Genomic DNA, 25,311 nt, shown 5'->3' on the forward strand with positions numbered 1-25,311 from the left:
CGCTCCATGAGCCGATTGCTGTGCGCAGTGCTTCTATCGATCCCCTTGCTCGCCGCAGCTGAAGGCGATATCTCCAAGGTCAACGGTGCGATCCGTGTCACGGCGAGCCAGGTGGCCGGCGACCTGGAAACGGTCAATGGATCGATCACGATCGACGACGGCGCCACGGCGCAGTCGGTCGAGACCGTGAATGGATCCGTGACCGTCGGCAACAACGTGTCGGTGCAGAAGATCGCGACAGTCAACGGCCGCATTCGCCTGGGAGAACAGGTCAAGGCCGCGTCGATCGATACCGTGAACGGCGGTCTGGTCCTTGGCGCCGGCTCGCAGATCAGCGGCGATGTCGAGGCAATCAACGGCTCGATCGTGCTCGCGAAAGGCTCCACCGTTCGTGGCCGGGTGGAGAACGTGAATGGCCGAATGGAACTCGACGCCGCGCAGGTCGGCGGCGGACTCCAGACCATGAACGGCAACATCACCGTCGGCCGCGGCTCGCGCGTCGAAGGCGGCATCCTGGTCAGGAAACCGCGGGGCACGAACTGGACCGGCAAGCGCAAGCGTCCGGTGATCGTCATCGGTCCCGACGCCGCCGTGCAGGGCGAACTCAAGTTCGAACACGACGTCGATCTCTATGTCAGCGACAGCGCGAAGATCGGCTCAGTCTCCGGCGCCACGGCGATCAAGTTCTCGGGCGAGGAACCCCAGAGCAGAAATTGATAATTGATAATGGACAATTGACAGAGTCGGAAGGCCTCTTGTCCGGGCTTCTTCCTCTGAACTGTCAACTATCAACTGTCCATCATCAATTGTTCGACGCGCCGTAGAGCGCGAACGTGCCCAGCCAGTGGCTGCCGACATAGTGCTCGGCGGTCACGGCGCCCAGCGACGCCTCGCGATGCAGCGCGGAAGCCCCACGCAGCGAGCGCAGGCGCGCATCGGCAGCAGGTAATCCACGTGCAATTCCTTCCAGCATCCACGCACGACTGAGATTGAGTCCGTCGAGATGCGCGAGCTTGGGATCGCTGCGATCGGTGACCTGCGCGGGTCGCAGCCAGTCCGTCGAACCGTCACGGGCAATCTGCGGCAGGAAGGCATCGAGCCACTGGGCGAAGCGAGCGGACTCCACGACGCGGCGCATGAAATCCGCTTCGGCGAGGCACGGCGACAGAAAATCCTGCCCCGAGGGTTCGTAGTTCAGCGGACAGGCGCGATCGGACAGGTAGAACTCCTGCGCCTTGGCTCGAAGCAACGACTCCATCGCCGCATTGCGTGAGGTCTGGGCCCAGTCCCAGATCAAGCCGAAGGCAAACGCCGTCTGGTCATGCTCACCAACGCGGATGGGATAGGCCAGCTTCGGCAACCAGTTCGACACACGCGCGGCGGCCTCCTCTTCCAGCGGAATCAGCGCCGACGTCCATTCGCGCGCCTGGAGATCGTCCCAGGATCGCAGTTCGGCTGCGAGCTGCAGCAGCCAGGCGAGACCGTAGGGGCGCTCGAACGATGCTCGACCGTCCGTCTGCAGATAGGCGACTTCGAGCGCGAGGTTCTGCTTCGTAAGGCTGCGCGCCAGCGCCGCCCGAGCGGATGCTGCGAACGGCGCATCCGGAAACGCACGCGCCGCGCGCGCCAGCAGCCAGTGCGCATGCACCGACGAGTGCCAGTCGTAGCAGCCGTAGAACGCAGGCGTGAGCTGCCGCGGCGGCTTCGCGTCAGCGTCGCTGGCCATGACATGCGCGATCTTGTTCGGGTATTCGCGATGCACGCACTCGAGCGCCAGCGTTACGAAACGGCCGGCTTCGGTACTCGTGAGGGATTCGCTGCGTACCGGCGAGAACGGCAGCACGCACACCATCAAGGTCAGGGCCCAACGCATTGCGTCACCTCACGTCTGTGATCAGGCGAGCAGGATAGCTGCCCGCGTGCGATCCAGCACTGACGACGGGTCGGTGAATCGATGGCCGCGAACGGAAAGCAGCAAGCGCCTCGCGCGGGCTGAGCGTAGAACACCGTATGTCGGATGCGCTGCGCGCCTGTCAGTATGAGCAGGGAGATTTGGTCGAAGCCCTGCGCGCAGCGAATTCCGCGATACTGCCTCCGCGAGCCCGGCATGTCAGGGATGAGTCGAATGCCTGAAACGTCGCCATTGCTGCCGCGACCCTCGATGGGTCGCACCTGGTTGATCACGGGTGCGACCGGGTTCATCGGCAGTCATCTGATCAAACCCCTGCTGCGACGCGGCGACCGCGTCATCGCCCTCGCGCGCCGTCCTGTCCATGCCCGGCGGCAACTGGGCGCGAAGGTTCACGTCGTTGCATCGCTCGATGAAGTGCCCGCCGAGACCGTCATCGATGGCATCGTCAATCTGGCCGGCGAGTGCATTCTCGGATTGCCGTGGACTGCGGCACGCCGGCGGAAACTACTCGCCAGCCGCATCGACACCACGCGTGCGATCGTCGAGCTCTGCCATCGTCTACACCCCCGCCCGGCCGTCCTGGTCAACGGTTCGGCCATCGGCTACTACGGCGTGCGTGGCGATGAACCCCTCGACGAAAACATGCCGTCGCAGGCGATGTTTCAAAGTCGACTGTGCAGCGAATGGGAAGCCGCGGCGTGCGCCGCCGCCGTTGATGGCGTGCGCGTCACCTGCATTCGTACCGGCGTGGTTCTGAGCGGTGATGGTGGCGCGCTGCCGCGCTTGGCCCGCCCCGTACGCTGGTATGCGGGCGCAATCCTGGGCACGGGTCACAACTGGCTCAGCTGGATTCACATCGACGATCTCATCCGCCTGCTGCTGCAGACCCTCGACAACGGTCGCTACACCGGCGCGATCAATGGCACGGCTCCGGAACCGGTGAGATATGAAGAATTCTATCGTCTGCTCGGACGTGCCTTGCACCGTCCCATCTGGATGCACGTGCCTGCAGCGATCATAAAAGCCGGCCTGGGTGAGATGTCTCAGCTGCTGCTGGAAGGCCAGCGAGTCATTCCTCGTCGCGCGCAGGAACTGGGCTTCGAGTTCCGCTACTCGACGGCGGCGCGTGCGTTGAGTGCGATTTACGGGACCGCGTGAAGAAAGAGGAATTCTCCACGGGGACACACCGGGACACACGGGTCGGAAGAAATCAACCGGACATGCCATCTCAGGGTGTTTGCCCTGTGTTCCCCGTGTTCCCCGTGGAAATCTTTTTTCCGTGTCTCTATCGCATCAGAACCAGTTCCTCCGCCATCGTTGGGTGAATGGCAATGCATTCGTCGAGCTGCGCCTTGCGCAGACCGGCTTTCACGGCGACTGCCATGAGCTGCAGGATCTCGGGTGCGTCCGGACCGATCAGATGCGCACCGACGATCCGGTCGGTTGCTGCATCGATCACGATCTTGTAGAGCGCTCGCTCGTCACGCCCCGCCAGCACGTTCTTCATCGGACGGAAATCCGCGATAAAAACTTTCACGTCGCCAAGTTTGGTCCGCGCCTGTGATTCGGTCATGCCGACGGCCGCCAGGGGCGGGTGGCTGAAAACAGCCGAGGGGATGCAGTCATAGTCGACACATCCCGGCTTGTTGCCGAACACCAGATCGGCGAATGCCTGGCCCTCGCGGATCGCGATCGGCGTGAGCTGAATGCGATTCGTCACATCGCCCACCGCATAGATCGAGGGGCAGGTCGAGACGTTGTTGCCATCCACGCAGACGCCGCCCTTGGGATCGAGTTGCACGCCTGCGCTCTCCAGGCCCAGCCCGTCGGTATTCGGTACCCGGCCGGTTGCGATCAGCACGACCTCGCACGGCAGGGTCATACCGTCAGTCATCGTGACCGCGAGCTTGCCGCCGGCCTGTTTTTCGATTCCCTCGATCGACGTGTTGAACAGAAACTGGATGCCTTTCGACAGCGAGATCTGCAGCAAGCGGTCGCGGATCTGCTGGTCGTAGCCGCGCAGGATCTGGTCTGAGCGATTGACCACCGTGACTTTCGATCCCAGCCCGTTGAACACACCAGCGAACTCGTTGGCGATATAGCCGGCGCCCACGATCAGTATCCGCTGCGGCAGTTCGGGCAGATGGAATGCTTCGTTCGAGGTGATCGCATGCTCGTGCCCGGGAAACGTCGCCACCTCCGGCCGCGCGCCCGTGGCGATGAGAATCGTGTGCGCCGTGATCGTCTGTTGCTCCAACCGGACCGTGTTGGCGCCCGTGACCACCGCGCGCCCGTGCAGAATGGTCACGCCGTGCGTCGTCAGGGTGTCGGTGTAGATGCTGCTCAGTCGGGTCACTTCGGCGAGTACATTGTCGCGCAGCGTGGACCATTCGAAGCGCGAGCCCTCGATGCACCAGCCGAAATTCGCGGCGTCCACGAGGTCCTCGGCGAAGTGGGCGCCGTAGACCAGCAGCTTCTTGGGCACGCAGCCGCGGATCACGCAGGTGCCGCCGATGCGGTACTCCTCGACGATCGCCACTTTCGCCCCATACGCGGACGCGGCCCGTGCCGCACGTACCCCGCCGGAACCGGCGCCGATCACCAACAGGTCATAGTCGTACGTCACGTTCGCCCTCCAGCTGCCGACGATGTTGCGGCAACCTCATCCGTGCAAGAATCGGCCGCCTATGGAAGACCTAACCTCCGCGATCGTGACTCTGTTCCTGATCATGGATCCGCTGGGAAACGTGCCCGTCTTTCTGTCGATCCTGAAGGACGTGTCGCCGGCCCGGCGCCGGATCATCCTGATCCGCGAAGTCCTCATCGCGTACGTCGTGCTGCTGGTATTCCTGTTTCTGGGACAGCATATCCTGCAGGTGCTGCACCTCGACCAGGAAACGATCAGCATTGCCGGCGGCATCGTGCTGTTCCTGATCGCATTGCGCATGATTTTCCCGTCGCCGGGCGGTCTGTATGCGGATTCGCCCGAGGGCGAGCCGTTCATTGTGCCCCTGGCGATACCGTTGATCGCGGGACCGTCCACGCTCGCGGCCCTGTTATTGTTACAGCGTACCGAACCGGGCGCGACCTGGGAATTGTGGATCGCCGTGACGGCGGCGTGGGGCCTGACGGCGGTGATCCTGCTGGCAGCGCCGTTCTTCTATCGTGTATTGCACCAGCGCGGACTGATCGCGATGGAACGGCTGATGGGCATGCTGCTCGTCATGATCAGCGTGCAGATGCTGATGAACGGGGCGGCGATCTTCATGCGTCACTGACCCCGCCTATCCAGGATCAGCCGACCTGATGCGGCTCGATCCAACCCAGGTGCCAGCCCAGCAGCAGGAACAGGAACAGGGCGACAGAGAGAGCAACACGCAGGGTCAGCGCCCGCACCATGCGAGGCGAGGTCGTCGGACCGGATGACATGACGAACAGCGCCTGCCCCATGCTGGCGACGATGGCCAGCAGCAAAACGACGACGAATATTCTCATGGCGAGATCTCCTTCAGTCGGGCCTGCTCTGCAGCCTCTTCACGACGCACTGTCGCTACGACGGTCCCGATGGCAGCCGTGATCATCAGCAGCAATGCCACCATCAGAAACACCAGGCCGCCGGCAAGCCGGTAACCTTCATACACACCGCCGATCACCCCGAGCGGTGTCGTGATCAGCAGCAATGGTTTCGCTATACGCATCACTCACCTCCACAGACTCAAGCGTAAGGCCGCGTCCCCGCATGTGATAGATGCAGATCGATACAGAAAAACCGGAGCAGATGGGCGCAGCATGCCAACTTCAGTATTCTCGCGGCGATGAAGCGCTATGAACGCTATGCAGCCGAAGTCGCGGATCTGATCAGCACGGGCACGCTGCGCCCCGGTGATCGCCTGCCCTCCGTGCGACTGGCCAGCGCGAATCGGCGCATCAGCCCCGCGACGGTCTTCGAGGCGTACTACCTGCTCGAAGCCCGCGGCCTGATCGAAGCGCGTCCGCGCTCCGGGTACTACGTCAGCCAGCGCAAGGCACAGCCTGACACTCCTGCCGCCTCACGCCCGCAGCGGCGCTCGACAGCGGTGGAAATCAGCGATCTGGTCTTCGATGTGCTCGGCTCGACGCGGGACCACGACGTCGTGCCGTTGGGGTCGGCGTTTCCCAGCGCCACGCTCTTTCCACTGCAGACGCTGGCGCGTCACCTGGCTCGCGGCATGCGGCACTTCGATCCGCAACGCATCGTGGACGATCTGCCGCCAGGCAACATCCACCTGCGACAGCAGATTGCGCGGCGCTACGCGATCGACGCCATGCATGTTGCGACCGATGAAATCGTCGTCACCAACGGTGCACTGGAGGCGCTGAACCTTTGCCTGGCCGCAGTGACGCGACCTGGCGATGTCGTGGCAGTCGAATCGCCGACGTTCTACGCCGCGCTGCAGGCTCTCGAACGCCTGAGCCTCAAGGCGCTGGAAATTGCCACGCATCCGACGGATGGCATCGATCTGAACGCGCTCGCAAAAGCACTGGAACGGCGCCGCGTCAAAGCCTGCTGGCTGATGCCAAATTTTCAGAATCCGCTCGGCAGCCTGATGCCGGAAGAAAAGAAACAGACATTGGTCGCGCTGCTGGCGAAGCACGACGTACCGCTGATCGAGGACGACGTCTACGCAGAGTTGTACTTCACTGCGAGCCGTCCCCGTCCCGCGAAGGCCTTCGATCGACGTGGTCTGGTCATGCACTGCTCGTCGTTCTCGAAATGCCTCGCGCCCGGTTACCGCGTGGGCTGGGCCGCGGCCGGTCGGTTCGCACAGCAGATCGAACGCAACAAGCTCATGACCACCTTGTCGGCAGCGATTCCCTCGCAGCAAGCCTTATGCGGCTACCTGGACCACGGCGGCTACGATCGCCACCTGCGCAAGCTGCGACAAGCGCTTGCACGACAGCGCGATACCACCGCGACCCTGATCGCGCAGCACTTTCCGCAAGGCACACGGATCACGCGTCCCGAAGGCGGCTACTTCCTGTGGGTGGAACTGCCGCGACGCGTGGATGCCCTGCAACTGCACAAACTCGCACTCGCGCAGCGCATCAGCACCGCGCCTGGACATCTGTTCTCTGCATCCGACAGCTACCACCATTGCATTCGCATCAATTACGGACACCCGGACGATTCCCGCTGCGAGCCGGCACTCAAGACAGTAGGCGCGCTGGCGACGCAACTGGCGCGGCAATGAAAGCGATCACAGCTGTTGACGTGTGACGCAGGCAAGTTCACGACGAAACGGGAGCGGCAGCAACTGCGCCTCCGTGGCTCGCTCGATGCTGGCGCCAGGGTATCCGGGGATCATTGAATGATCACCGGCGAGGCGGTGACGTATCATGCCGCGTGTTTAACGAGACGGGATTCCGCTATGCCCTGCCGCCTGCGTCCGAACCTGCTGCTGTCGCTCGCCGCGCTCATCTTCGCCGGTCCCTTGCTCGGGCAATCCCTGCCCGACAGATCAGAGCAAGCCATCGTCGATCACGTTCGAACACAGCAGGCACCCGCCGTCGCGCTGCTGGAACAGGTCGTCAATATCAATAGCGGCACCATGAACTTCGCGGGCGTGCGCGCGGTCAGCGATGTCTTCCAGCCGCACTTCGCCGCCCTTGGCTTCCAGACCCACTGGGTCGATGGCACTCCGTTCGGTCGTGCCGGCCATCTGGTGGCCGAGCGCAAGGGCAAGGGAAAGAGCAAGAAGCCGCACGTTCTGTTGATCGGTCATCTGGATACCGTGTTCGAGCCCGACAGTCCCTTCCAGCGCTTTGAACGCGTCGACGAGAACATTGTGCGCGGGCCTGGCACGGCAGACATGAAAGGTGGTGTCGTCGTTGCGCTGGCCGCCCTGTCGTCGCTCAAGCACGCAGGCGTGCTCGATCGGTTGGATCTCACCGTGGTCCTGCACGGCGACGAAGAAGATTCCGGTGCGCCGCTCGCTGCAGCGCGTGCGACGCTCATCGACGCCGCCAAGGCGGCAGACATCGCCATCGGCCTGGAAAACGCCGACGACAACACGAAGACCGCGGTTACCGCGCGTCGCAGCTCCGGCCGCTGGCAGATCAAGGCGAGCGGCAAGACGGCACACTCCTCGCAGGTCTTCAGCGAGGAAGTCGGCGCAGGCGCCATCTACGAGTTGGCGCGCATATTGAACAGCTTCTACACGGAGCTGCGGGGCGAAGAACTGCTCACGTTCAATCCGGGCCTCGTCATCGGCAGTACCCAGGTGGAGTACCTGCCGGAACCGCTGCAGGGCAAGGCATCGGGCAAGGACAACATCGTCGCGCCCGTCGCCGTGGCCTCTGGTGACCTGCGCGCGATCACGCCGGAACAGATCAGTCGCACGCAGGAGAAGATGCGAGCCATCGTCGCGGCGCATCTGCCGCAGACCAGCGCCGAAATCACCTTCGACGAAGGCTACCCGCCGATGGCGCCGACAAAAGGCAACGAACGCTTGCTGGGCATCTACGACCAGGTCAGCCGTGACCTGGGTTTCGGTCCGGTCACTGCCGTCGATCCGCGTCGCGCGGGAGCAGCTGACGTTTCATTCGCCGCCGATCACGTCGAGATGTCGATCGACGGGCTGGGCCTGAAGGGCGGCGATTCACATACGCCGACGGAATTTGCGGACCTGCGCACACTGCAGATTCAGGCGCAGCGACTGGCGGTGCTGCTCTATCGGCTGGGCAAGAAGTAGAAGAGGCTGACTTCGTCAGCCCCGTGGGATTCCCGTTGGTCACAGGCGGGCCTTCGCAGGACGGCTGCGAAGCCGCAGCAAGGGGGCCGCGAAGAAGCGGCAAGCTCGGGCCACTGAAGACGGATTTGAATTCTGACCTGCCGGGCTTCGCGGCCATCCTGCCGCTTCCTCGCGGCTTACCTGCGAAGGCCTTCCTGCACGCAACAGCGTGCCGTCGCCTGCCTCCTACCCCACCATCTGCTCCGGCATGAGGACGTCGGTATCGGAGGTGAGATGCAGCGGCGCCGCCTGAGCCTGCATGAGGTCGACGACCCGCTCGCGACTACGCAGGACAAAACTGTTGCCCGTACGCAGCTTCGCCAGCTTCTTTACGTGTGCGAGCAGATGCGCGATGGCGTCCGCGCTGGTTGCACCAACCGTGGCGGAATCGAGCGCTGCCACCGAGAGCGTGAGCAGCGGGAAATCCCGGGTATTGCCTTCGCGATCGGCCGTGGTGATATGCCCGATGGCTGCCTGTTCCTGCGAGTAGAAACCGCTGACCGTGTCGGCGAACTGATCGATGACCCGGCGTGTTCGTTCGCGCCAATCGGCGCAACGCATCACGACGACGAAGTCATCTCCGCCGATGTGGCCGACGAAATCCAGGCGTGCCGAGAACGCGCTCTTCAACAGGCCACTGAGATGCAGGATCACCTGATCGCCCTGCGCGTAACCGAACGTATCGTTGTAGGGCTTGAAACTGTCGAGATCGAAGTAGGCGACGATGAAGCGACGTTCGGATTCGATGAGCCGGTCGACGCAGCTGCGCACCGCGCCATTGCCGGGCAGCAGTGTGAGCGGGTTCGAGTGCTTGGCGGTCTGTAACTGCTGTTCGGTGATGAGGCGCAACAGATCGATCGTCTGTCCGAGGCCCTGATACAGCCCGTCGCGGGTAATCACGAATTCTTCCGTCAGGCGCATCCGGCCCTTCTGCGTCACCAGGCGACTGACCTGCTCGAGTCGCAACTGACCGTCGATCAGCAACGTCGGCGACTCCATGACGGTCGATACCGGCTTCTTGTTGTAGATCTCGGGATGCAGCGGCTTGGCCAGCAGGGCGAACAGGTCGTTGCGCCGCACGACGCCGACCGCCCGGCCGTCACGAACGACGGCGAGCGTCTGCTGCTCGGGTGACTGATGGAAAAGATCCGCAACGTCGCTGATGCGCGCATCGGGCGGCACCGGCGGCACATGGACCGCGATGTGCTCGGCGCAGATCGTGCTGGTGGTCACGCCAATGGTGCGATCCAGCGATTCGACCTGCTGCAACACCACCATGGGTGCGGCATTCGGCCGACCCAGCAGGTTGCCCTGCAGACGATCGACACCGAGATCGACGAGTTCACGGCACTCGCGTTCGGTTTCCACGCCTTCGGCGATCACGCGGCAACCAATGGCCCGGCCCACATCAAGAATGGATCGCACGAACTCGAGCTTGGTCTTGTCGGCATCGATCCCGCTGACGAAGTAGCGATCGATCTTCACGAAATCCGGCTTGAGCTCGGACCACGTGCGCAGGCCAGACGACCCGGCGCCCAGATCGTCGATAGCGATCGCGCATCCTGCCTCGCGCAAGCCCTGCAGCGCCGTGCGCAGGCGTGCATAGTCGTCGAGAAGGCTTTCTTCGGTGAGTTCGATGACGCAGCGGTTCGGCGCAAAGCCGGCCTCGTGCACGTATCGCAGGAAACGCGTGGCGAAGCTCGGATCTTCGTAGATGCTGTCGGGCGACACGTTGATGAACAACTGCCCGGCGACGCGCGCGGCAACGAAGCGCTTGAACGCGTTCTGCATGCAGACGAAATCGAGCTCGACCTTGACGCCAGCGCGCCGCGCCGCTTCGAACAGGTTCTGGGGCGAATGCAGCCAGCTGTCGGACGGGCCCCGGGTAAGCGATTCAAAGCCGCAGACGCCGCGCGAACGTGGATCGATGATGGGCTGGAACAGCGTTGCAAGACGCCCATCACGCATGAGCTCGGTCAGCTCATAGGTCGAGGCATCCAGCCTGCGCAGACGCAGGGTGGGCGAATCCGGACGAGGGTCGGACATGGGGCGGGTGTCGGCCATTACTGGGGCCGTAACTTACGATCCGGCCGGTTGCCGGTCTGAGAACCCGATCGCATCAGGGTTCGCCCTGACAGGAGAATTCCCTCTGCCTTTGAGAATATGTGAAGAGGCGCACAGCCGGCGTGCTGCGCAACGGAAGGAATGGGCTCGCGGGGCACCCGAAGATCGGCCGCCGGGGTTTTCCGGCAGCCGATCCAGAACAGGTCAACGCCTCATCGCGTCGAAGAATTCGCCGTTGGTCTTCGTGTCCTTCATCTTGTCGATGAGGAACTCGATCGCCGCCAGTTCGTCCATCGGATGCAGCAACTTGCGCAGAATCCAGATCTTCTGCAGCTCCTCCGGCGACGTGATGAGTTCTTCGCGGCGCGTGCCGGAACGGTTGATGTTCACCGCGGGGAACACGCGCTTCTCGGACACACGACGATCAAGGTGAATTTCGGAGTTACCCGTGCCCTTGAACTCCTCGTAGATCACGTCGTCCATGCGCGAACCGGTGTCGATCAGCGCCGTCGCCAGGATCGTGAGCGAGCCGCCCTCTTCGATATTGCGGGCCGCGCCGAAGAAGCGCTTTGGTCGCTGCAATGCATTCGCATCGACACCACCGGTCAGCACCTTGCCGGAGCTCGGCACGACCGTGTTGTAGGCGCGAGCCAGACGTGTGATCGAGTCCAGCAGGATGACCACGTCGCGCTTGTGCTCGACGAGGCGCTTGGCCTTCTCGATCACCATCTCGGCGACCTGGACGTGGCGCGTTGCCGGTTCGTCGAAGGTCGACGACACCACTTCGCCACGCACGGTGCGGGTCATTTCGGTGACTTCTTCCGGACGTTCATCGATCAGCAGCACGATCAGGTAGACGTCGGGATGATTCGAGGTGATCGAACTGGCGATGTTCTGCAGCAACATCGTCTTACCGGCCTTCGGCGGCGAGATGATCAGGCCGCGCTGGCCTTTGCCGATCGGAGCGACCAGATCGATGATGCGTGCCGTCAGGTCTTCGCTCGACCCATTGCCCCGCTCCAGCTTGAAACGCTTGGTGGGATGCAGCGGCGTCAGGTTCTCGAACAGAACCTTGTGCTTGGCGCCTTCCGGTGAATCGAAATTGATTTCACCGACCTTCAGCAGCGCGAAGTAGCGCTCGCCGTCCTTCGGCGGACGGATCAGGCCGGAGATCGAGTCGCCGGTGCGTAGATTGAAACGCCGGATCTGGCTCGGGCTGACGTAGATGTCATCCGGGCCGGCGAGGTAGGAGCTGTCGGCGGAACGCAGGAAGCCAAAGCCGTCCTGCAGGATTTCCAGCACGCCATCGCCGTAGATGTCTTCGCCACTGCGCGCATGCGCCTTGAGAATGGAGAAGATGATGTCCTGTTTGCGCGAGCGGGCAAGATTCTCGAGCCCCATCTTCTGCGCAACTTCGACCAGCTCAGAGACAGGTTTGAGCTTGAGCTGGGTCAGGTTCATCGACTGCCGCGACGCGGCCAGTTCCGATGGGGAAATGATCCCTACGTCATCGGCATCGAAATCGTCGATCGGCAGGTCGTCGTGTTGCGGCTGCCGCTGGTTGCCCCGGTTGCCGTCACTGTTGCCGCCGCGGTTCTGACGACCGCCGCCCTTGTTGCCACCACCACCACCACCACCGCCTGGACGGTTGCGGGCCTGATTACCGAGATAGCCTCTCACAGTTTGCTTTCCAGAAATGCGGCCAGATCCGCTTTACGCAGGGCACCGACTTTTTGCCCTTCGACCTGGCCATTTTTAAAGAGAATCAGCGTCGGGATACCGCGGACATTGAAGCGCTGCGGTATCTTTGGATTGTCGTCGATATTGATCTTCGCGATCGTGATCTTGGTTTTGAATTCGTCCGCAATCTCGTCGAGCATCGGCGCAATCATCTTGCACGGACCGCACCATTCGGCCCAGAAATCCAGTAGAACCGGCTGTCCGGACTTGAGCACATCGTCTTCGAAGCTCGCGTCGGTGACGTGCTTAATCGTGTCGCTGCTCACCAGGAGGTCTCCTCAAATCGTTCGATCGATGGAAGATTCGCTATAGGACGGGGAAAAAGGGAATCTTTGAGTCGGCGGGGGATGGGACCGTATTTAGTGACTGTCTGTGCTCGGTCGGGCACAATGATGGCGGTTAAGTTTCCGTGGACTGTTAGCTGCGCGGTGCTCGTGCTCGAAAGCCAAGTAGTTGAGCGAACCAACCCCAAGGGGGTCTTGTTTCAACGAGGAGTCGCTTGGTGCCGGTATTCCGGTCGGGGCGGGCGCGGATGAGTCCGCTGCGTTGGGCTTATTAGAACCGGGCCCATTTCAATTTGCAAGCCTCCGCTTCCCGCATTCACGGCCGAGACCAACCAAACATTTTCCCTTATCCACCACACGGTCCCTCATCGCACTCAATGTCTGATTCACACCTGACTGAACTATCCTTCTCCAGCCTGCACCTCCCCGAGACGCTGCAAAAAGGGCTGGCCGATGCGTCTTTCGAACGCTGCACGCCGATCCAGGCCCAGACCCTGCCGCAGGCTCTCGCCGGCATGGATGTTGCGGGGCAGGCGCAGACAGGCACGGGCAAAACCGCAGCATTCCTGGTCGCGCTGTACGCGCGACTGATGCGCGAGCCGGTGCCCGCCTCTAAGAGCCTGAGTGGGCCACGCGCCTTGATCGTTGCCCCAACGCGGGAACTGGCGGTCCAGATCCACGGTGATGCCGAAACACTGGGTTCGCACACCGGCCTGCGCCTCGGGCTGGCATTCGGCGGCGTCGATTACGAGAAGCAGAAGCATCACCTGGAACAGGGTGTGGACATCCTGATCGGCACGCCTGGCCGCATCATCGATTTCTTCAAGCAGCGGGTCATCGATCTGAGCTGCGTGCAGGTCCTGGTGCTGGACGAAGCCGATCGCATGTTCGATCTCGGCTTTATCGCCGATATCCGCTACATCCTGCGTCGATTGCCGGCGCCGGATCAGCGCCTGAACATGCTGTTCTCGGCAACGTTATCGCAGCGCGTCCTCGAACTCGCCTACGAGCACATGAACGATCCGACGCTGGTGCGCATCGAGCCGGACAAGATGACGGTGGAGCGCATCCGCCAGGTCATCTACTACCCATCCAACGACGAGAAGCCGCGGCTGCTGATTGGATTGCTGAAACAAATGGATCCGCGCCGCAGCATGGTATTCGTCAACACGCGGCGTGCGGCGGAAGAAATCGAAGGCCTGCTGCAAAGCAATGGCATCAATGCCGAAGCCATTTCCGGCGACGTGCCGCAGCGCAAGCGCCTGCGCATGCTGCGCGATTTTCACGAAGGCACGCTGGCGGTGCTCATCGGTACCGACGTCGCATCGCGCGGCCTGCACATTCCGGACGTGAGCCACGTCTTCAACTACGACCTGCCGCAGGATCCGGAAGACTACGTGCATCGCATCGGCCGCACGGCGCGCGCTGGCGCAGAAGGCGACGCGATCAGTTTCGGCTGCGAGGAATACGTCATGTCGCTGCCGGACATCGAAGCCTACATCAATCGCAAGCTGCCGGTGGCCACCGTAGAACGGGAAACGCTGCCTGAAATCACGATACCCCCGCGTCGCCCACGCTTTTCGGGCCCACACCGCGGCGGTAGCGGCGGACGCCCCGGCCAGAATGGTGGCGGTGGTCGGCCGAGGAGCGGCCCGCGCCCGCGTCATGGCGCTTCGCAACAGCGACCGCACACACCATCGGCCCCTCCTCCGCCCCGCGCCGATGTGCCCAAGACTCCGGCGGCGCCGCAGGAAGCCTCCGCCGAAACCCAAGGGGATGGCACGAAGCGTCGGCGGCGACGTCGTCGCGGCCCCAAGCCCGGCGCAGGTGGTCAGGCGGATGCGCCAACGCCCACCAGCGAATAACGCTCGCTAGTCGTCGAGCAGGTCGGCGATGCCAACCACCGCGGGAAACTCCGTCACTTCACGCGGTGCACCGGCCGAATCAGGACTGGAGATTGCGAACACCTGCGCGATGCCATGCACTCTGGCGGCGCGCAGCACCGCCAGACTGTCATCGACGAACAGGCTGCGGGCCGGATCGAAGCCAATCTGCGACTGGGCCTGATTCCAGAAACCGGCAGACTCCTTCGGCATGCCGTAGTCGTGCGAACTGACGACGACGTCGAAATAGCGGGTCAATCCGCTCTGTGCATCCTTCACCCGCAGGGCATCGCGATGCGCATTGGTCAACAGGACCGTGCGCAAACCGCGGCGACGCATCTCCGCGAGAAACGATTCCGCACCAGGCAGATAATTCACACGCTCGCGCACCTGGTGCTTGAGACCGGCGATATCGAGATCGAGGTCGCGGCTCCAGAAATCCGTGCAGTACCAGTCTAGTGTTCCCTGTCGCGCAGCAAATCGCGGCGCCAGTATCTGTCGCGCGACATCCAGTGTCAGCGCATGACGCTGGGCAAAGCGCTCCGGCACGAGCTGCAGCCAGAAATAATTGTCAAATTGCAGATCGAGCAACGTGCCATCCATATCGAGCAACACGGTGTCGATCTGGGACCATCGAGGTCGCAGCGGCTGTATCGGCAAAGAGGTCGGTATGGTGTCCATGGAAGCCGTATCATAGCGGCTCCGCTTTTTCCGCCACCGGCATCGGTCGCCGCTTTCCCGGAATCATCCAGAGCCTGCAATGTTTCTCAGCTGGACTGCGCTTGTTTTCGTCATTGCCGCCGCTGCGCTTGCGTGGTTCTGGCAGGACAGCCTGGCAGCGCGCGAACGCGCGAATGCAGCCGCGATGGAAGCCTGCGAGCGACTGAGCCTGCAATTCCTCGACGGCACCGCCGCGTTCGCCAGGATCGGCTGGACGCGCAACGGCAGTGGGCGATTCACATTGCGTCGCACCTATGTGTTCGACTACACGGCCAACAGCATCGAGCGTTTGCAGGGATTTGTCGTTCTCAGCGGACATCGCGTCGAAACCGTGGGATACGCCCAAGGCGAACCGGCGCGTCCCGCCATACAGCGGACGGTCGAGACTCCGGTCTATCCGCTGGAATCGTTCGAGCGCTCGTCGAATGTGCTGCAACTCGATGAGTGGCGGTCGCAGCACCGACCGACTGCCCCGACACCTCACCCAAGCCGCGAAGATCGCGGCGATCAGCGTCGCTGATGCGCGGGGACGAGCCTGTGGCTGTAACCGGTCGGGTTATATAAAGTACCGCCGCGATGAGCGAATCGGAAAACAACGTTGAAACCGAGACCTTCCGACGTCTGGAACGTCTGCGCGACTTGCGGATCGAGCATCGCGACCTCGACGACGTCATCAATCGCCTGCAGATGGATCTGTACGTGAATGAAGTGCAGTTGCGCCGCCTGAAAAAGCGCAAGCTGCTGCTCAAGGACCAGATCGCGCGGCTCGAAAGCCAGCTGATCCCCGATCTCAACGCCTAGCAAGAACAACTTCGTCCAAGGGCAATGCAGGAACTGCTGCGCAATATCGGCCACAGCCTCGAAGGCCTGCTCACCACCAATTCGCTCGTGCAGCTCAGCGCCGTCGCGATCGCTGTAATGCTCGCCTGGTGGTTCGGTCGACAGGTGGTCGGCACCGATCGCGCCCGTGCCGCGCTGGCGCAGCCCGGCTTTCAGGCGCGCTTCACCGAAATGTTCCTCATTGCCAGCCCGCACCTCGCGGCACTCGTCCTGATCGCGGCGTTCGGCGGCGCACTGCACGCGTTGAAAATCCGCAGCAACATCGTCGATCTCGCGATCACGCTGGCGGGCTTGTTGCTGTTGATTCGCGTAGTCGTCTACCTGGTGCGCCTGTCGCTGGGTAATCGCACCAAGGGCTGGGGCAACACGATCACCCTGGTCGTCTGGCTCATTCTGGCGCTGCATGTGCTGGGCTGGTTCGAGCCGCTGGTGCAGGCGCTCGACAGCGTCGGCCTCAAGACCGACAGGTCACGCATCACGCTGTGGTCGGTGATGAAGCTGCTGTTCACCGTCGGCATCTTCATCCTGATCGCGGTGTGGGCCGCGCGCTGGTTCGAACAGCGGCTGATGGCAATGCAGGGGCTCGCGCTCAGCATGCGCATCGGCATCGCGAAGTTCTCGCAGACCTTCCTCATCGGCCTGTCCATTCTGCTGGGCCTCAATGCGGCCGGCCTCGATCTCACGACCCTCAACGTCCTCACCGGCGCCATCGGCGTGGGCCTGGGCTTTGGCTTGCAAGCCATCGTCGCCAACTTCATCAGCGGCTTCGTACTGCTGATGGATCGCTCGATCAAACCCGGCGACGTCATCAGCTTTACCGGCACGACAGGCACGAGCACCGAAGGCTTCGGCTGGGTGCAGGAATTGCGCGGTCGCTACGTGGTCGTGCGCGATCGCGACGGCGTCGAAACCCTGGTGCCTAACCAGCACCTGATCACCAACCCGGTGATCAACTGGAGCTACACCGATCCGCGCGTGCGCCTCAAACTGCCGGTACGCGTGAGCTACAAGGACGATCCGGAAACGGCGCTGGCAGTCTTGCTCAAGGCCGCCGAGGGTCACGCCCGCATCCTGCGCGACCCCGGCCCGGTGGCGCGGCTCATGGGCTTCAATGATTACGGCTTCGATCTGGAGCTGCGATTCTGGATTTCCGATCCGCAGGAAGGCGTGAACAACGTCCGTTCCGATGTGAACCGCACCATCTGGCGCCTGTTCAAAGAGCACGGCCTCACCATCCCCGTCGCGCAGCGTGAGATCCGCGTGGAAATGCAGAGACCCGACGATCTGGATCCCACGTGATGTCCGCGGCGACACTGCAGCCGCCCGACGCGGCGCTGGATATCAAATTCATCCGCGCCAGCGGGCCGGGCGGCCAGAACGTCAACAAGGTCGCCAGCGCCGTGCAGCTGCGCTGCGACCTGAAAGAATGGCCGCAATTGCCCTATCGCGTTCGTGTCCGCCTGCGCACGCTCGCCGGTCGCCGCCTGACGGACGAGGACGTCATCGTCATCTCCGCGCAGCGATTCCGGACTCAGGAAAACAATCGGCGCGATGCAATGGAACGCCTCGAGGAACTCGTCGCGCAGGCGTCCATCGAGCCAAAAATTCGCCGCGCGACGAAGCCGACCCGGGCCTCCAAGGAGCGTCGGCTGCAGGGGAAACAGCAGCGCGGACAGGTGAAACAGACTCGCGGACGGGTCGGTCGCGACGATTGAATGCCCGCTACAGGGCGATAGCGACCCCGAGCCGTAATTGCGAATCCAGTTTTTCGCGGTAATGCAGCAGGCTTTCGCCATAGCCACCGAAGTACTGCAGCATCAGCCAACCGGTGAGATCGCCGCGACTGAGTTTCGATAGCGGATACGACAGATTCAATTCGGCGCTGCCGTAGCCGCTGCGCGTGCCGCGGCGCAGGGTTGCCCAGAAGTCGAGGCCGCCACGACTGCCGACGCCGATCATCCAGTCGACATAGCCACGATAGTCCTTGATGTCGGGATTCTCATCGTCGGCAATGTAATTGTGGATCAGCGGTCCGATGTACGCGCGCAAGCCGTCCGGATCACCGAAGCTCACCGTGGGACGCGCGTAGAGCATGTTGAAGCTGCGCGACTCGTCCCCGTCCTTGCCATTCGACTCGTGACCGAAGCCGGTTTCGATGCCGAACCGCAGCCGTCCATCCATGGCCCGGCCAAGGTCGTAGTTCGCATAGAACAGACGCGGCCGATAGCTCGAGTCGGTGAACGGCTTCGATGACTCTCCCAGGTCCCACAAAGACGTCGTCGAAAACGACAGGTACAGATCGTCGAGCCAAGGCAGCCGTTGCGCGAGCGGGCCATCCCCGTCGAACAGCCGGTAGCGCAGGCTGATCTGGAACTTGGAGTTCAAACCGCCATCGCCACCGACGATGAAGAAAATCGGCTCATAGACGGAGACCGCCAGGGGCGGAGGCTTGTCGACCAAACGACTCGCGACCGGTGGACTCGCCGGCGTGGGCGGTGCTGCGTCGGCCGGCCGTGGGCTCGCGGGCACTTCACCCTCGACCTGCACCACCAGGGCGTTCGCATTGAGTCCGGTCGACGACAACGTCACCGGCCCCTGCACACCGCCTGGCACGTTCCCCCGCAGTCGTATCCGGGCGAACTCGCGCGGAGCAACCGAGATCGGACCTGCGAGATCGGGCGCGAACTCGAGTGTGCTGACTGCGGATGCTGTTTCCAACCGCACGTGAATTGTTTCGGGCAGCTCCAGCGTCAGCGGCTGCGCGTCGTCATTGGTGACGGTCATCACGAGTTCGATCGCGCCACCCGCCGGAACGCGCGGCGACCGCGCCGACAATACGATGTCTGCGCGTGCGACGGAGGCGACCAGCAGCAGAAGTACGGCAGAAATGATACGCATGGGCTGTGTCACTCAGGGAAAGAACGGATCCGAGCCTGCACGGGATGACGCGCGAGGACCTTCGTCGTTCCCGCGCAGGCGGGAACCCAACTAGAGGGCGCAGCGCGCCGGGATGGATCCTCGCCCGCGTCCCGCGGGATTTCCCCGTGGGACTTGCGTTGGTCGGCGGGGATGGCTCACGCGTGAGTCACCTGCAGGATGCTGTTGCGGATCTGCTCGTGCAGCACCAGTTGAGCATCCCCGGCGACCGCCTCGAGAACCTCGCTGAAGACCAGCCGGCCTTCGCCGTTGACCTCGATGACCTTGCGCGTCCGCAACAGGTCGATGAAATTCTTGAACAACGCCTTGTCGAAGAACTCTGGCGAGTTCAGTTCGTGCAGCAGCGACATGCGTTGCGCCATGAGCCTGCATTGCGATTCGAGCGCCTCCTGCGTGATACGCCCGCTGCCCGATTTGAGCAGGATGGCGATGGCCAGATAGTAACGCTCGATGATCGGCACGGTGATGTGCGCGAGCACGGACAGCTGCACCGCTTCGGATGAGCCCGTCGGGGGACGGCGCCATTGCGTGTTGTCTTCGAGCGATTCGATCAAGCCGTGATTGGCGAGATCGTCCAGCACCTCGAGGACGGCCGCCTCGACTTCCGACTCGCTCCAGCGCAACGACAGCTCATCGCGGACATAGGGATAGATGCGGCGCATCAGACGCTGGACATCCTCGCCGCGCATGGTGCGATTATTCAGGAAACAACAGGCGATCAACGACGGCAGCGCCATCAGGTGCAGCACGTTGTTGCGGAAGTAGGTCATGAGCACTGACGTCTCTTCCGTCATCTTCATGACATCGCCGAGCGGATGCTGGAGCCGCTGCAGGACTTCCATGCGCTCGCCATGCCTGATCATCGACGCGCCGTCCATGTCGGTCACCCACACCAGCGGCGAGTACGGCGCCTGACGCAGCAGCGAGGCGTACATCTCGACCTGTCGCGCCAGATCGGCTTCCAGCATCGACTGCTTCGGCGTGGCCAGCAACGTCAGCGCAAGCAGGTTGATCGGCGACGCACACGCCGCGCTGTTGATGTTCATCATGATGCGCGTTGCCAGATCGTCGACCGCCGCGGAGAGCCAGGGCGGCCTTTCCGATTTCTCCACCTGCCCGGGCAGGTGATCCGGCGCATGCGCCTGCAGAATCTCATTGAGATGCACCGGTTCGCCGAAGCTGACATGCACCTTGCCGAAGCGCTTACGCAGGGCCGGCAATGTCCGCAGCATCCCGAGGACCGATTCCTTCTCCTTCGGCTGACCCGAGAGCTCGCCGACGTAGGTTTTGCCTTCGACCAACCGCTCGTAACCGAAGTACACCGGCAGAAAAACGATCGGTCGCTTCGGCTCACGCAGATAGCTGCGCAACGTCATCGACAACATGCCGGTCTTGGCCGGCAGCAGTCGCCCCGTGCGGCTGCGTCCGCCCTCGACGAAGTATTCGATCGAATGACCACGCGCCATCATGAGGCCGAGGTACTTCATGAACACCATCGTGTAGAGCGCGCTGCCCTTGAAGCTACGCCGCATGAAGAATGCGCCGCCGCGCCTCAGGAAGCGACCGACGACTGGCATGTTGAGGTTGATGCCCGCCGCGATGTGCGGCACTGCGTAGCCTTTGTAGTAGATGACGTAGGACAGCAGCAGGTAGTCGATGTGACTGCGGTGGCACGGCACGTAGACGACTTCATTGCCATCGACGATCTGCTGCAGCTGATTGAAGTTGTGCAACTCCACCCCGTCGTAGAGCCGGGTCCAGAACCAGGTCAGTGCCCGCGCCATGATGGCGACGAAGACGTGCGAGTAGTTGGCGGCGATTTCTTCTGCATAGCCGGTTGCCGTCTGCAACGCCTCACGCCGCGTAATTTTCTTCGAGCGCATTTCATCGCTCATCGCGCGGCGCACGGCGCTGGCACGCAGCACCTGGGTGAGGATCGTGCGTTGATGCGAAAGATCGGGCCCGATCGCCGCCGCACGCTGCCGGCTCAATGACGTACGCAGCACGCGTGCCGCGCGCCGCACTGCGCGCTGCGGCTCGACGCCAACTTCCAACAGGCCCCGCACCGACACCGGCTCGCCGAACTGCACGAACAGATTACGGCCGTTCACGATCACCGACAGCATGCGGCGAAAGCGGCCGACGCGTTCCCAGGTTTCCGACAACATCAGGCGGAACCACGAAGCTTCCTTGTCGGGAGCGCGGCCCCACAGAATGCTGACGGGGATCAGGTCCACATCGAGACGGGCATCGGCAGACACCGCAGCCACCAACTCACGCAACGTCTCGGCAATGCGCCGGTCGACCCGGTTGCCCCAGAACCCCGCGGAACGTTCGAGAGAGAAGACGGATTGCGCCGGCAGCGGCGGCTTCAGCGCCTGCAACGGGTCCGGCAGGCCCTGGGCCTGCGCAACCTTTTCCAGCACGACCATGTCGGCCACGCTGCGTCGATCGAGCACGTAGCAGATGGGTCGCGGATGATTCGCGTAGCGCTTGCGCAGATCCTCAGGAAGCACGTGCGGCCGGGCCCAGACGGAAATGGGCGTGCGCAACAGTGCGAGGGAAAAACGGTCCCAGCCAGACTGATCAACCATCGGTGTCGATAGCCTGCGCGGACTACTGCCCTTCAGCGGCATCGATCTGCTGATCTGTCTGCTGCTTCTGCGCGTCGACCGTGTCCTGGACTCCATGGGCCTTGTCGATGGTACCGACCATCTCGCCGAACGCCGTGTCCTCAACCGGCGGCGGCTCGGGCCGTTCCGAACTGCCACAGCCCGCGAGGAAACATGCGCAGAGGGTTGCCAGGCCCAGTCGCTGCAGGTCGGTCATGACGCTACCTTGCATGATTTGGAAGCCGCGATAGTACCGCATCGCCATTCCGCCCTGACTACACGCAACCCAGGCGACGCAGGAACAGATCGAACAGACTGCAGACCTCATCGAGGTTCGCGGTCAGTCGATGATCCGAATCGATCAGGTGCAGCGTCGCGCGGTACTGCTGCGCAAAGCGGATGCTGTTCTGCGCCGGCACGACATCGTCATTCCAGCCGTGCACGATGTCTATGGCACAGGCTGCCGGCACCGGCGTGTACTGCTCGAACCCCGGCATGAAGAATGCGGGCGCCATCAGGAACATGCCGCGGGTCGGCACGAGTTGCGACACTGACGCGGCCACGTGTCCGCCGAGACTGGAGCCGACGAGGATCAACGGTTGCGCCAGCTCCTTCGCGACACTGAGCAGCTTCTCTACACGCACCGGCGCTTCCATACCGCGATAGTCGACCGACTCGACGGGCAGACCGTGCGTTTTCGCGACCTTCGCGAGCGCCACGATCTTCGTGCCCCAGGGTTCGCCATCGAGACCATGCGAGAACACCACGAGCGGCCTGGATTCATCACTCATCATTGATCCAGGATTCCGGCATCGCCCGGCTCGGACTTGGCTGGCAGACTGAAATCGTGGATGCCCGGATCTGCCAGATGCGACGGCACGACATTGCGCAGGCTGGAGAAGATGGATTCGGTGCGTCCGGGATAACGCCCCTCCCACTCCCGCAGCATTTTCTTGATCTCGACACGCTGCATGTTCTGCTGCGAGCCGCACAGCGTGCAGGGAATCAGCGGGAACTCCCGGACGCGCGCATAACGCTCGATGTCCGATTCAGCCACGTAGGCCAACGGTCGGATCACGATGTGCTTGCCGTCCTCGGACCGCAGCCTGGGCGGCATCGTCTTCAGCTTGCCGCCGAAGAACATGTTCAGGAACAACGTCTCGACGATGTCATCGCGGTGATGACCCAGTGCGATCTTGGTGATGCCATTCTCCGCGGCGTAACGATACAGCGCGCCACGGCGCAGACGCGAACACAGCCCGCACATCGTCTTGCCTTCGGGGATGACGCGTTTGACGACGGAGTAGGTGTCCTGCTCGATGATATGGAATGGCACGCCGAGCGCGGTGAGGTAGTCCGGCAGCACATGGGCAGGAAAGCCGGGCTGCTTCTGATCGAGATTCACGGCGATGAGGTCGAAGTGGACGGGCGCACTGCGCTTCAGCGACAACAGGATATCGAGCAGCGTGTAAGAGTCCTTGCCGCCCGACAGACACACCATGACCCGATCGCCCGCCTCGATCATCCCGAAGTCTTCGATCGCCTTGCCGACCTCGCCGCGCAGGCGGGCCTGCAGGCGTCGGAAATTGTTGGAGGGTTCGGGTAGGGCGGACATCGATTTGTGGCCTGCTGGCTGACTGGTCGGCTGGCCAACTGGCCAGAAATTGCGCTGAATTGTACGGCTAAGTCCTGCTCTGGCCAGTCTGCCAGTTGGCCAGCGAGCCAGCCGGCCTATTCCAGATATTTCCCTTCCGCGTACCGTAGCCAGGCGGCGGCCGTCAGCGGCTTGCCCGTGGCCCGCTGGATCAGCTCCGGCATGCTGATGCTGGCGCCGAGTCCATGGACGTTCTGCTTCAACCAGTCGAAAAGCCCGGCGAAGTGGCCGGCCGCGATTTCCTGATCGAGTTCCGGGCGATCGGCACGCAGGCTCTCGTACAGCTGGGCAGCGATCACCCCACCCATGGCATACGACGGGAAGTAGCCGAACGAGCCGACGGCCCAGTGCACGTCCTGCAGGCATCCTTCGCTATCGTTCGATGGCCGCACTCCGAGACGATCCTCGATGCGGGTATTCCAGACTTCGGGCAGATCCTTCACCCGCAACTCACCCCTGAGAATTTCGGTTTCCAGTTCATAGCGCAGCAGGATATGGACCGGATACGTCACTTCGTCGGCGTCGACGCGGACCAGGCTGCGGCGTACCCGGGTCAGGAGTCGATACAGGTTCTCGACCTCCCATTCAGGCCCTGAGACACCGAATGCCTTCTCCAGCAGCGGTTTCAGGTACTGCAGGAACGGACGATTGCGGCAGATCAGCATTTCCAGCAGCAGCGACTGGCTCTCCTGCATCGCCATGCCGCGATCGCGCCCGACGGGCAAGCCGCGCCAAGCCTCGGGCAGTCCCACGTCGTACATCGCATGTCCGGTTTCGTGGAGCACCCCCATCAGACCGGTCAACGGCTCGCTGGCGCTGAAGCGGGTCGTGATACGGATATCGCCAGGCGCACCGCCGGTGAAGGGATGCTCGCTTTCGTCCAGGCGCCCCCGATCGAAGGGAAAGCCAAAAGCCTTCATCAGCTCGGTGGCCAGCCCACGCTGCTTGGAGGTGCTGAAGCGACCGGTAATTTCGAGCGCTGGCCGGCGCTCCTGATGCTCGATCACCTCATGAATGAGGCCCGGCAGTCGCCGGCCGAGCGCCGTGAAGACCGTATCGATCTGCTCGCTGCGCAGTCCCGGGCTGAACTCATCGGCCAGCGCATCGTAGGGGTCGAGATTCAGCGCCTTGCCGAGCAGCGACGCCTTGTCACGCAGCAGCCCGATCACTTCCTCAAGGTGCGGCGCAAAGATCGAAAAATCGCTCTTCTGCTTGGCCTCGAGCCACTTCACCTCCGCCTTCGATGTCACCTTGGCGAGACGCGAGACCAGGCTGCGCGGGGTGGCAATGGAGTGATCCCGCTCACGCCGCATTTCGTGGAGATTGGCGATCTGCCAGTCCTCCAGCATCTGCGCATTGGCATCCGCACGTTCGATCAGGCGCGACACCCGGGGCGATACCAGGAGGGCGTGGCTTTCGGTCTCCAGGGCCGCCAGTTGCTCGCCACGCAGGTCTGAACTGCCGCGAGGCATCATCACCGCGGAATCCCATCGCAGGATGCTCGCGGCACTGCGGAAGGCATGCAGGCGGCGGAATTCTTGTTCCAACTGCTGATACGGGCTCAGGGCCATGGGTTTCACTCACTCAACGGGACGCGGCCGCGTCCACGAATAAGAGCTCGGACGCTGGCAGACGATTCCGACGGGGAACTGAGCCGGAGTCTAGCAACCCGGCATGGGGGCCCGATCCGGATACCCCAGTAATCGGTTAGAGATTCCTAACGATCCGTCAATTTGCGGGCGAATTACCTACGGACCCATTTCAGAGAATTAATGTGCGCGACCATGGAACCAGCCGCCCGCGACATAGTCTGAATGAACGTCCTCCTGCGAGCGCTTTCGGGCGCTTTGGACGTTCCCTTTGAGGCCAGTGGTTTTCCACTGGCCTTTTTTAAT

The 25,311-nt window shown here is 62.8% G+C and carries 24 protein-coding genes; 10 read left to right on the top strand and 14 right to left on the bottom strand.

Annotated features, from left to right (window positions below):
* The first annotated feature begins 6 nt into the window (after nucleotides 1–6).
* A complete protein-coding gene (locus tag VIZ63_RS21370) occupies nucleotides 7–717 on the top strand; it encodes a hypothetical protein (protein ID WP_331611826.1) in 711 nt (236 codons plus the stop codon).
* Between the two features lie 85 nt (nucleotides 718–802).
* Here the strand turns inward: VIZ63_RS21370 and VIZ63_RS21375 are convergent, their stop codons facing one another.
* Entirely contained in the window at nucleotides 803–1,873 is a 1,071-nt protein-coding gene (locus tag VIZ63_RS21375) for a DUF2891 domain-containing protein (RefSeq protein ID WP_331611827.1), read from the bottom strand.
* A 252-nt stretch (nucleotides 1,874–2,125) separates the two neighbouring features.
* Here VIZ63_RS21375 and VIZ63_RS21380 point away from each other — a divergent pair, with 252 nt between their 5' ends.
* Nucleotides 2,126–3,070, top strand: a complete 945-nt coding sequence (locus VIZ63_RS21380) for a TIGR01777 family oxidoreductase (protein WP_331611828.1) — start codon at nucleotides 2,126–2,128, stop codon at nucleotides 3,068–3,070.
* 127 nt (nucleotides 3,071–3,197) lie between these two features.
* Here VIZ63_RS21380 and gorA read toward each other — a convergent pair whose 3' ends face one another.
* Nucleotides 3,198–4,538, bottom strand: coding sequence for a glutathione-disulfide reductase (gene gorA, locus VIZ63_RS21385; protein WP_331611829.1), 1,341 nt, complete (start codon nucleotides 4,536–4,538; stop codon nucleotides 3,198–3,200).
* 61 nt (nucleotides 4,539–4,599) lie between these two features.
* Here gorA and VIZ63_RS21390 point away from each other — a divergent pair, with 61 nt between their 5' ends.
* Complete coding sequence (locus VIZ63_RS21390; RefSeq protein ID WP_331611830.1) at nucleotides 4,600–5,190, top strand: YhgN family NAAT transporter; 591 nt, start codon at nucleotides 4,600–4,602, stop codon at nucleotides 5,188–5,190.
* 16 nt (nucleotides 5,191–5,206) lie between these two features.
* On the opposite strand, the gene VIZ63_RS21395 is transcribed toward VIZ63_RS21390, so the two are convergent.
* Complete coding sequence (locus tag VIZ63_RS21395; protein ID WP_331611831.1) at nucleotides 5,207–5,407, bottom strand: twin transmembrane helix small protein; 201 nt, start codon at nucleotides 5,405–5,407, stop codon at nucleotides 5,207–5,209.
* Nucleotides 5,404–5,610: a hypothetical protein gene (locus VIZ63_RS21400; protein WP_331611832.1), complete on the bottom strand. Its 207-nt coding sequence runs from the start codon at nucleotides 5,608–5,610 to the stop codon at nucleotides 5,404–5,406. Before VIZ63_RS21400 ends, VIZ63_RS21395 begins: the two co-directional genes overlap by 4 nt.
* Nucleotides 5,611–5,727: 117 nt before the next feature.
* Between VIZ63_RS21400 and VIZ63_RS21405 the strand changes: the two genes are divergently transcribed.
* Nucleotides 5,728–7,143, top strand: coding sequence for a PLP-dependent aminotransferase family protein (locus VIZ63_RS21405; RefSeq protein ID WP_331611833.1), 1,416 nt, complete (start codon nucleotides 5,728–5,730; stop codon nucleotides 7,141–7,143).
* Between the two features lie 177 nt (nucleotides 7,144–7,320).
* Nucleotides 7,321–8,643: a M20/M25/M40 family metallo-hydrolase gene (locus VIZ63_RS21410; protein WP_331611834.1), complete on the top strand. Its 1,323-nt coding sequence runs from the start codon at nucleotides 7,321–7,323 to the stop codon at nucleotides 8,641–8,643.
* Nucleotides 8,644–8,868: 225 nt separating this feature from the next.
* On the opposite strand, the gene VIZ63_RS21415 is transcribed toward VIZ63_RS21410, so the two are convergent.
* From VIZ63_RS21415 to trxA, 3 genes are all read right to left on the bottom strand, one after another.
* A complete protein-coding gene (locus tag VIZ63_RS21415) occupies nucleotides 8,869–10,728 on the bottom strand; it encodes a bifunctional diguanylate cyclase/phosphodiesterase (RefSeq protein WP_331611835.1) in 1,860 nt (619 codons plus the stop codon).
* Nucleotides 10,729–10,950: 222 nt separating this feature from the next.
* Nucleotides 10,951–12,207 (bottom strand): transcription termination factor Rho, encoded by a 1,257-nt coding sequence (gene rho, locus VIZ63_RS21420; RefSeq protein WP_331611901.1) that lies wholly within the window; start codon nucleotides 12,205–12,207, stop codon nucleotides 10,951–10,953.
* Nucleotides 12,208–12,422: 215 nt separating this feature from the next.
* A complete protein-coding gene (trxA, locus tag VIZ63_RS21425; protein ID WP_331611836.1) occupies nucleotides 12,423–12,752 on the bottom strand; it encodes a thioredoxin TrxA in 330 nt (109 codons plus the stop codon).
* A gap of 395 nt (nucleotides 12,753–13,147) precedes the next feature.
* Between trxA and VIZ63_RS21430 the strand changes: the two genes are divergently transcribed.
* Nucleotides 13,148–14,635, top strand: a complete 1,488-nt coding sequence (locus VIZ63_RS21430; RefSeq protein WP_331611837.1) for a DEAD/DEAH box helicase — start codon at nucleotides 13,148–13,150, stop codon at nucleotides 14,633–14,635.
* A gap of 6 nt (nucleotides 14,636–14,641) precedes the next feature.
* Here VIZ63_RS21430 and yrfG read toward each other — a convergent pair whose 3' ends face one another.
* Nucleotides 14,642–15,334, bottom strand: coding sequence for a GMP/IMP nucleotidase (gene yrfG, locus VIZ63_RS21435; RefSeq protein WP_331611838.1), 693 nt, complete (start codon nucleotides 15,332–15,334; stop codon nucleotides 14,642–14,644).
* A 79-nt stretch (nucleotides 15,335–15,413) separates the two neighbouring features.
* Between yrfG and VIZ63_RS21440 the strand changes: the two genes are divergently transcribed.
* From VIZ63_RS21440 to arfB, 4 genes are read left to right on the top strand one after another with little or no spacing between them, the layout of a single operon-like run.
* A complete protein-coding gene (locus VIZ63_RS21440) occupies nucleotides 15,414–15,893 on the top strand; it encodes a DUF3301 domain-containing protein (RefSeq protein WP_331611839.1) in 480 nt (159 codons plus the stop codon).
* A gap of 56 nt (nucleotides 15,894–15,949) precedes the next feature.
* Entirely contained in the window at nucleotides 15,950–16,174 is a 225-nt protein-coding gene (locus tag VIZ63_RS21445) for a DUF465 domain-containing protein (RefSeq protein ID WP_324317030.1), read from the top strand.
* A gap of 24 nt (nucleotides 16,175–16,198) precedes the next feature.
* Complete coding sequence (locus tag VIZ63_RS21450; protein WP_331611840.1) at nucleotides 16,199–17,512, top strand: mechanosensitive ion channel family protein; 1,314 nt, start codon at nucleotides 16,199–16,201, stop codon at nucleotides 17,510–17,512.
* On the top strand, nucleotides 17,512–17,928 hold the full coding sequence (gene arfB, locus VIZ63_RS21455; protein ID WP_331611841.1) for an alternative ribosome rescue aminoacyl-tRNA hydrolase ArfB: 417 nt from the start codon (nucleotides 17,512–17,514) through the stop codon (nucleotides 17,926–17,928). Before VIZ63_RS21450 ends, arfB begins: the two co-directional genes overlap by 1 nt.
* A 7-nt stretch (nucleotides 17,929–17,935) precedes the next feature.
* Here the strand turns inward: arfB and VIZ63_RS21460 are convergent, their stop codons facing one another.
* The 6 genes from VIZ63_RS21460 to VIZ63_RS21485 form a co-directional block, all read right to left on the bottom strand.
* Entirely contained in the window at nucleotides 17,936–19,111 is a 1,176-nt protein-coding gene (locus VIZ63_RS21460; RefSeq protein WP_331611842.1) for a phospholipase A, read from the bottom strand.
* Nucleotides 19,112–19,287: 176 nt separating this feature from the next.
* Entirely contained in the window at nucleotides 19,288–21,744 is a 2,457-nt protein-coding gene (gene plsB, locus VIZ63_RS21465) for a glycerol-3-phosphate 1-O-acyltransferase PlsB (protein ID WP_331611843.1), read from the bottom strand.
* A gap of 22 nt (nucleotides 21,745–21,766) precedes the next feature.
* The gene (locus tag VIZ63_RS21470; RefSeq protein WP_331611844.1) at nucleotides 21,767–21,979 is read right to left on the bottom strand and encodes a hypothetical protein; all 213 of its coding nucleotides are present in this window, start codon (nucleotides 21,977–21,979) and stop codon (nucleotides 21,767–21,769) included.
* 58 nt (nucleotides 21,980–22,037) lie between these two features.
* Nucleotides 22,038–22,553, bottom strand: a complete 516-nt coding sequence (locus tag VIZ63_RS21475) for an alpha/beta hydrolase (RefSeq protein ID WP_331611845.1) — start codon at nucleotides 22,551–22,553, stop codon at nucleotides 22,038–22,040.
* Entirely contained in the window at nucleotides 22,553–23,377 is an 825-nt protein-coding gene (gene ttcA / locus VIZ63_RS21480; RefSeq protein ID WP_331611846.1) for a tRNA 2-thiocytidine(32) synthetase TtcA, read from the bottom strand. Before ttcA ends, VIZ63_RS21475 begins: the two co-directional genes overlap by 1 nt.
* 116 nt (nucleotides 23,378–23,493) lie before the next feature.
* Nucleotides 23,494–24,987, bottom strand: a complete 1,494-nt coding sequence (locus VIZ63_RS21485; protein ID WP_331611847.1) for a carboxypeptidase M32 — start codon at nucleotides 24,985–24,987, stop codon at nucleotides 23,494–23,496.
* Nucleotides 24,988–25,311: the final 324 nt, after the last annotated feature.

Source organism: Povalibacter sp. (assembly GCF_036520495.1).
Taxonomy (GTDB): Bacteria; Pseudomonadota; Gammaproteobacteria; order Steroidobacterales; family Steroidobacteraceae; genus Steroidobacter.

Coding starts and splice junctions, on each gene's coding strand:
- VIZ63_RS21370 (WP_331611826.1), top strand. CDS start 7: ATGAGCCGATTGCTGTGCGCAGTGCTTCTATCGATCCCCTTGCTCGCC.
- VIZ63_RS21375 (WP_331611827.1), bottom strand. CDS start 1,873: ATGCGTTGGGCCCTGACCTTGATGGTGTGCGTGCTGCCGTTCTCGCCG.
- VIZ63_RS21380 (WP_331611828.1), top strand. CDS start 2,126: ATGCCTGAAACGTCGCCATTGCTGCCGCGACCCTCGATGGGTCGCACC.
- VIZ63_RS21390 (WP_331611830.1), top strand. CDS start 4,600: ATGGAAGACCTAACCTCCGCGATCGTGACTCTGTTCCTGATCATGGAT.
- VIZ63_RS21395 (WP_331611831.1), bottom strand. CDS start 5,407: ATGAGAATATTCGTCGTCGTTTTGCTGCTGGCCATCGTCGCCAGCATG.
- VIZ63_RS21400 (WP_331611832.1), bottom strand. CDS start 5,610: ATGCGTATAGCGAAACCATTGCTGCTGATCACGACACCGCTCGGGGTG.
- VIZ63_RS21405 (WP_331611833.1), top strand. CDS start 5,728: ATGAAGCGCTATGAACGCTATGCAGCCGAAGTCGCGGATCTGATCAGC.
- VIZ63_RS21410 (WP_331611834.1), top strand. CDS start 7,321: ATGCCCTGCCGCCTGCGTCCGAACCTGCTGCTGTCGCTCGCCGCGCTC.
- VIZ63_RS21415 (WP_331611835.1), bottom strand. CDS start 10,728: ATGTCCGACCCTCGTCCGGATTCGCCCACCCTGCGTCTGCGCAGGCTG.
- rho (WP_331611901.1), bottom strand. CDS start 12,207: ATGAACCTGACCCAGCTCAAGCTCAAACCTGTCTCTGAGCTGGTCGAA.
- VIZ63_RS21430 (WP_331611837.1), top strand. CDS start 13,148: ATGTCTGATTCACACCTGACTGAACTATCCTTCTCCAGCCTGCACCTC.
- yrfG (WP_331611838.1), bottom strand. CDS start 15,334: ATGGACACCATACCGACCTCTTTGCCGATACAGCCGCTGCGACCTCGA.
- VIZ63_RS21440 (WP_331611839.1), top strand. CDS start 15,414: ATGTTTCTCAGCTGGACTGCGCTTGTTTTCGTCATTGCCGCCGCTGCG.
- VIZ63_RS21445 (WP_324317030.1), top strand. CDS start 15,950: ATGAGCGAATCGGAAAACAACGTTGAAACCGAGACCTTCCGACGTCTG.
- VIZ63_RS21450 (WP_331611840.1), top strand. CDS start 16,199: ATGCAGGAACTGCTGCGCAATATCGGCCACAGCCTCGAAGGCCTGCTC.
- arfB (WP_331611841.1), top strand. CDS start 17,512: ATGTCCGCGGCGACACTGCAGCCGCCCGACGCGGCGCTGGATATCAAA.
- VIZ63_RS21460 (WP_331611842.1), bottom strand. CDS start 19,111: ATGCGTATCATTTCTGCCGTACTTCTGCTGCTGGTCGCCTCCGTCGCA.
- plsB (WP_331611843.1), bottom strand. CDS start 21,744: ATGGTTGATCAGTCTGGCTGGGACCGTTTTTCCCTCGCACTGTTGCGC.
- VIZ63_RS21470 (WP_331611844.1), bottom strand. CDS start 21,979: ATGACCGACCTGCAGCGACTGGGCCTGGCAACCCTCTGCGCATGTTTC.
- VIZ63_RS21475 (WP_331611845.1), bottom strand. CDS start 22,553: ATGAGTGATGAATCCAGGCCGCTCGTGGTGTTCTCGCATGGTCTCGAT.
- ttcA (WP_331611846.1), bottom strand. CDS start 23,377: ATGTCCGCCCTACCCGAACCCTCCAACAATTTCCGACGCCTGCAGGCC.
- VIZ63_RS21485 (WP_331611847.1), bottom strand. CDS start 24,987: ATGGCCCTGAGCCCGTATCAGCAGTTGGAACAAGAATTCCGCCGCCTG.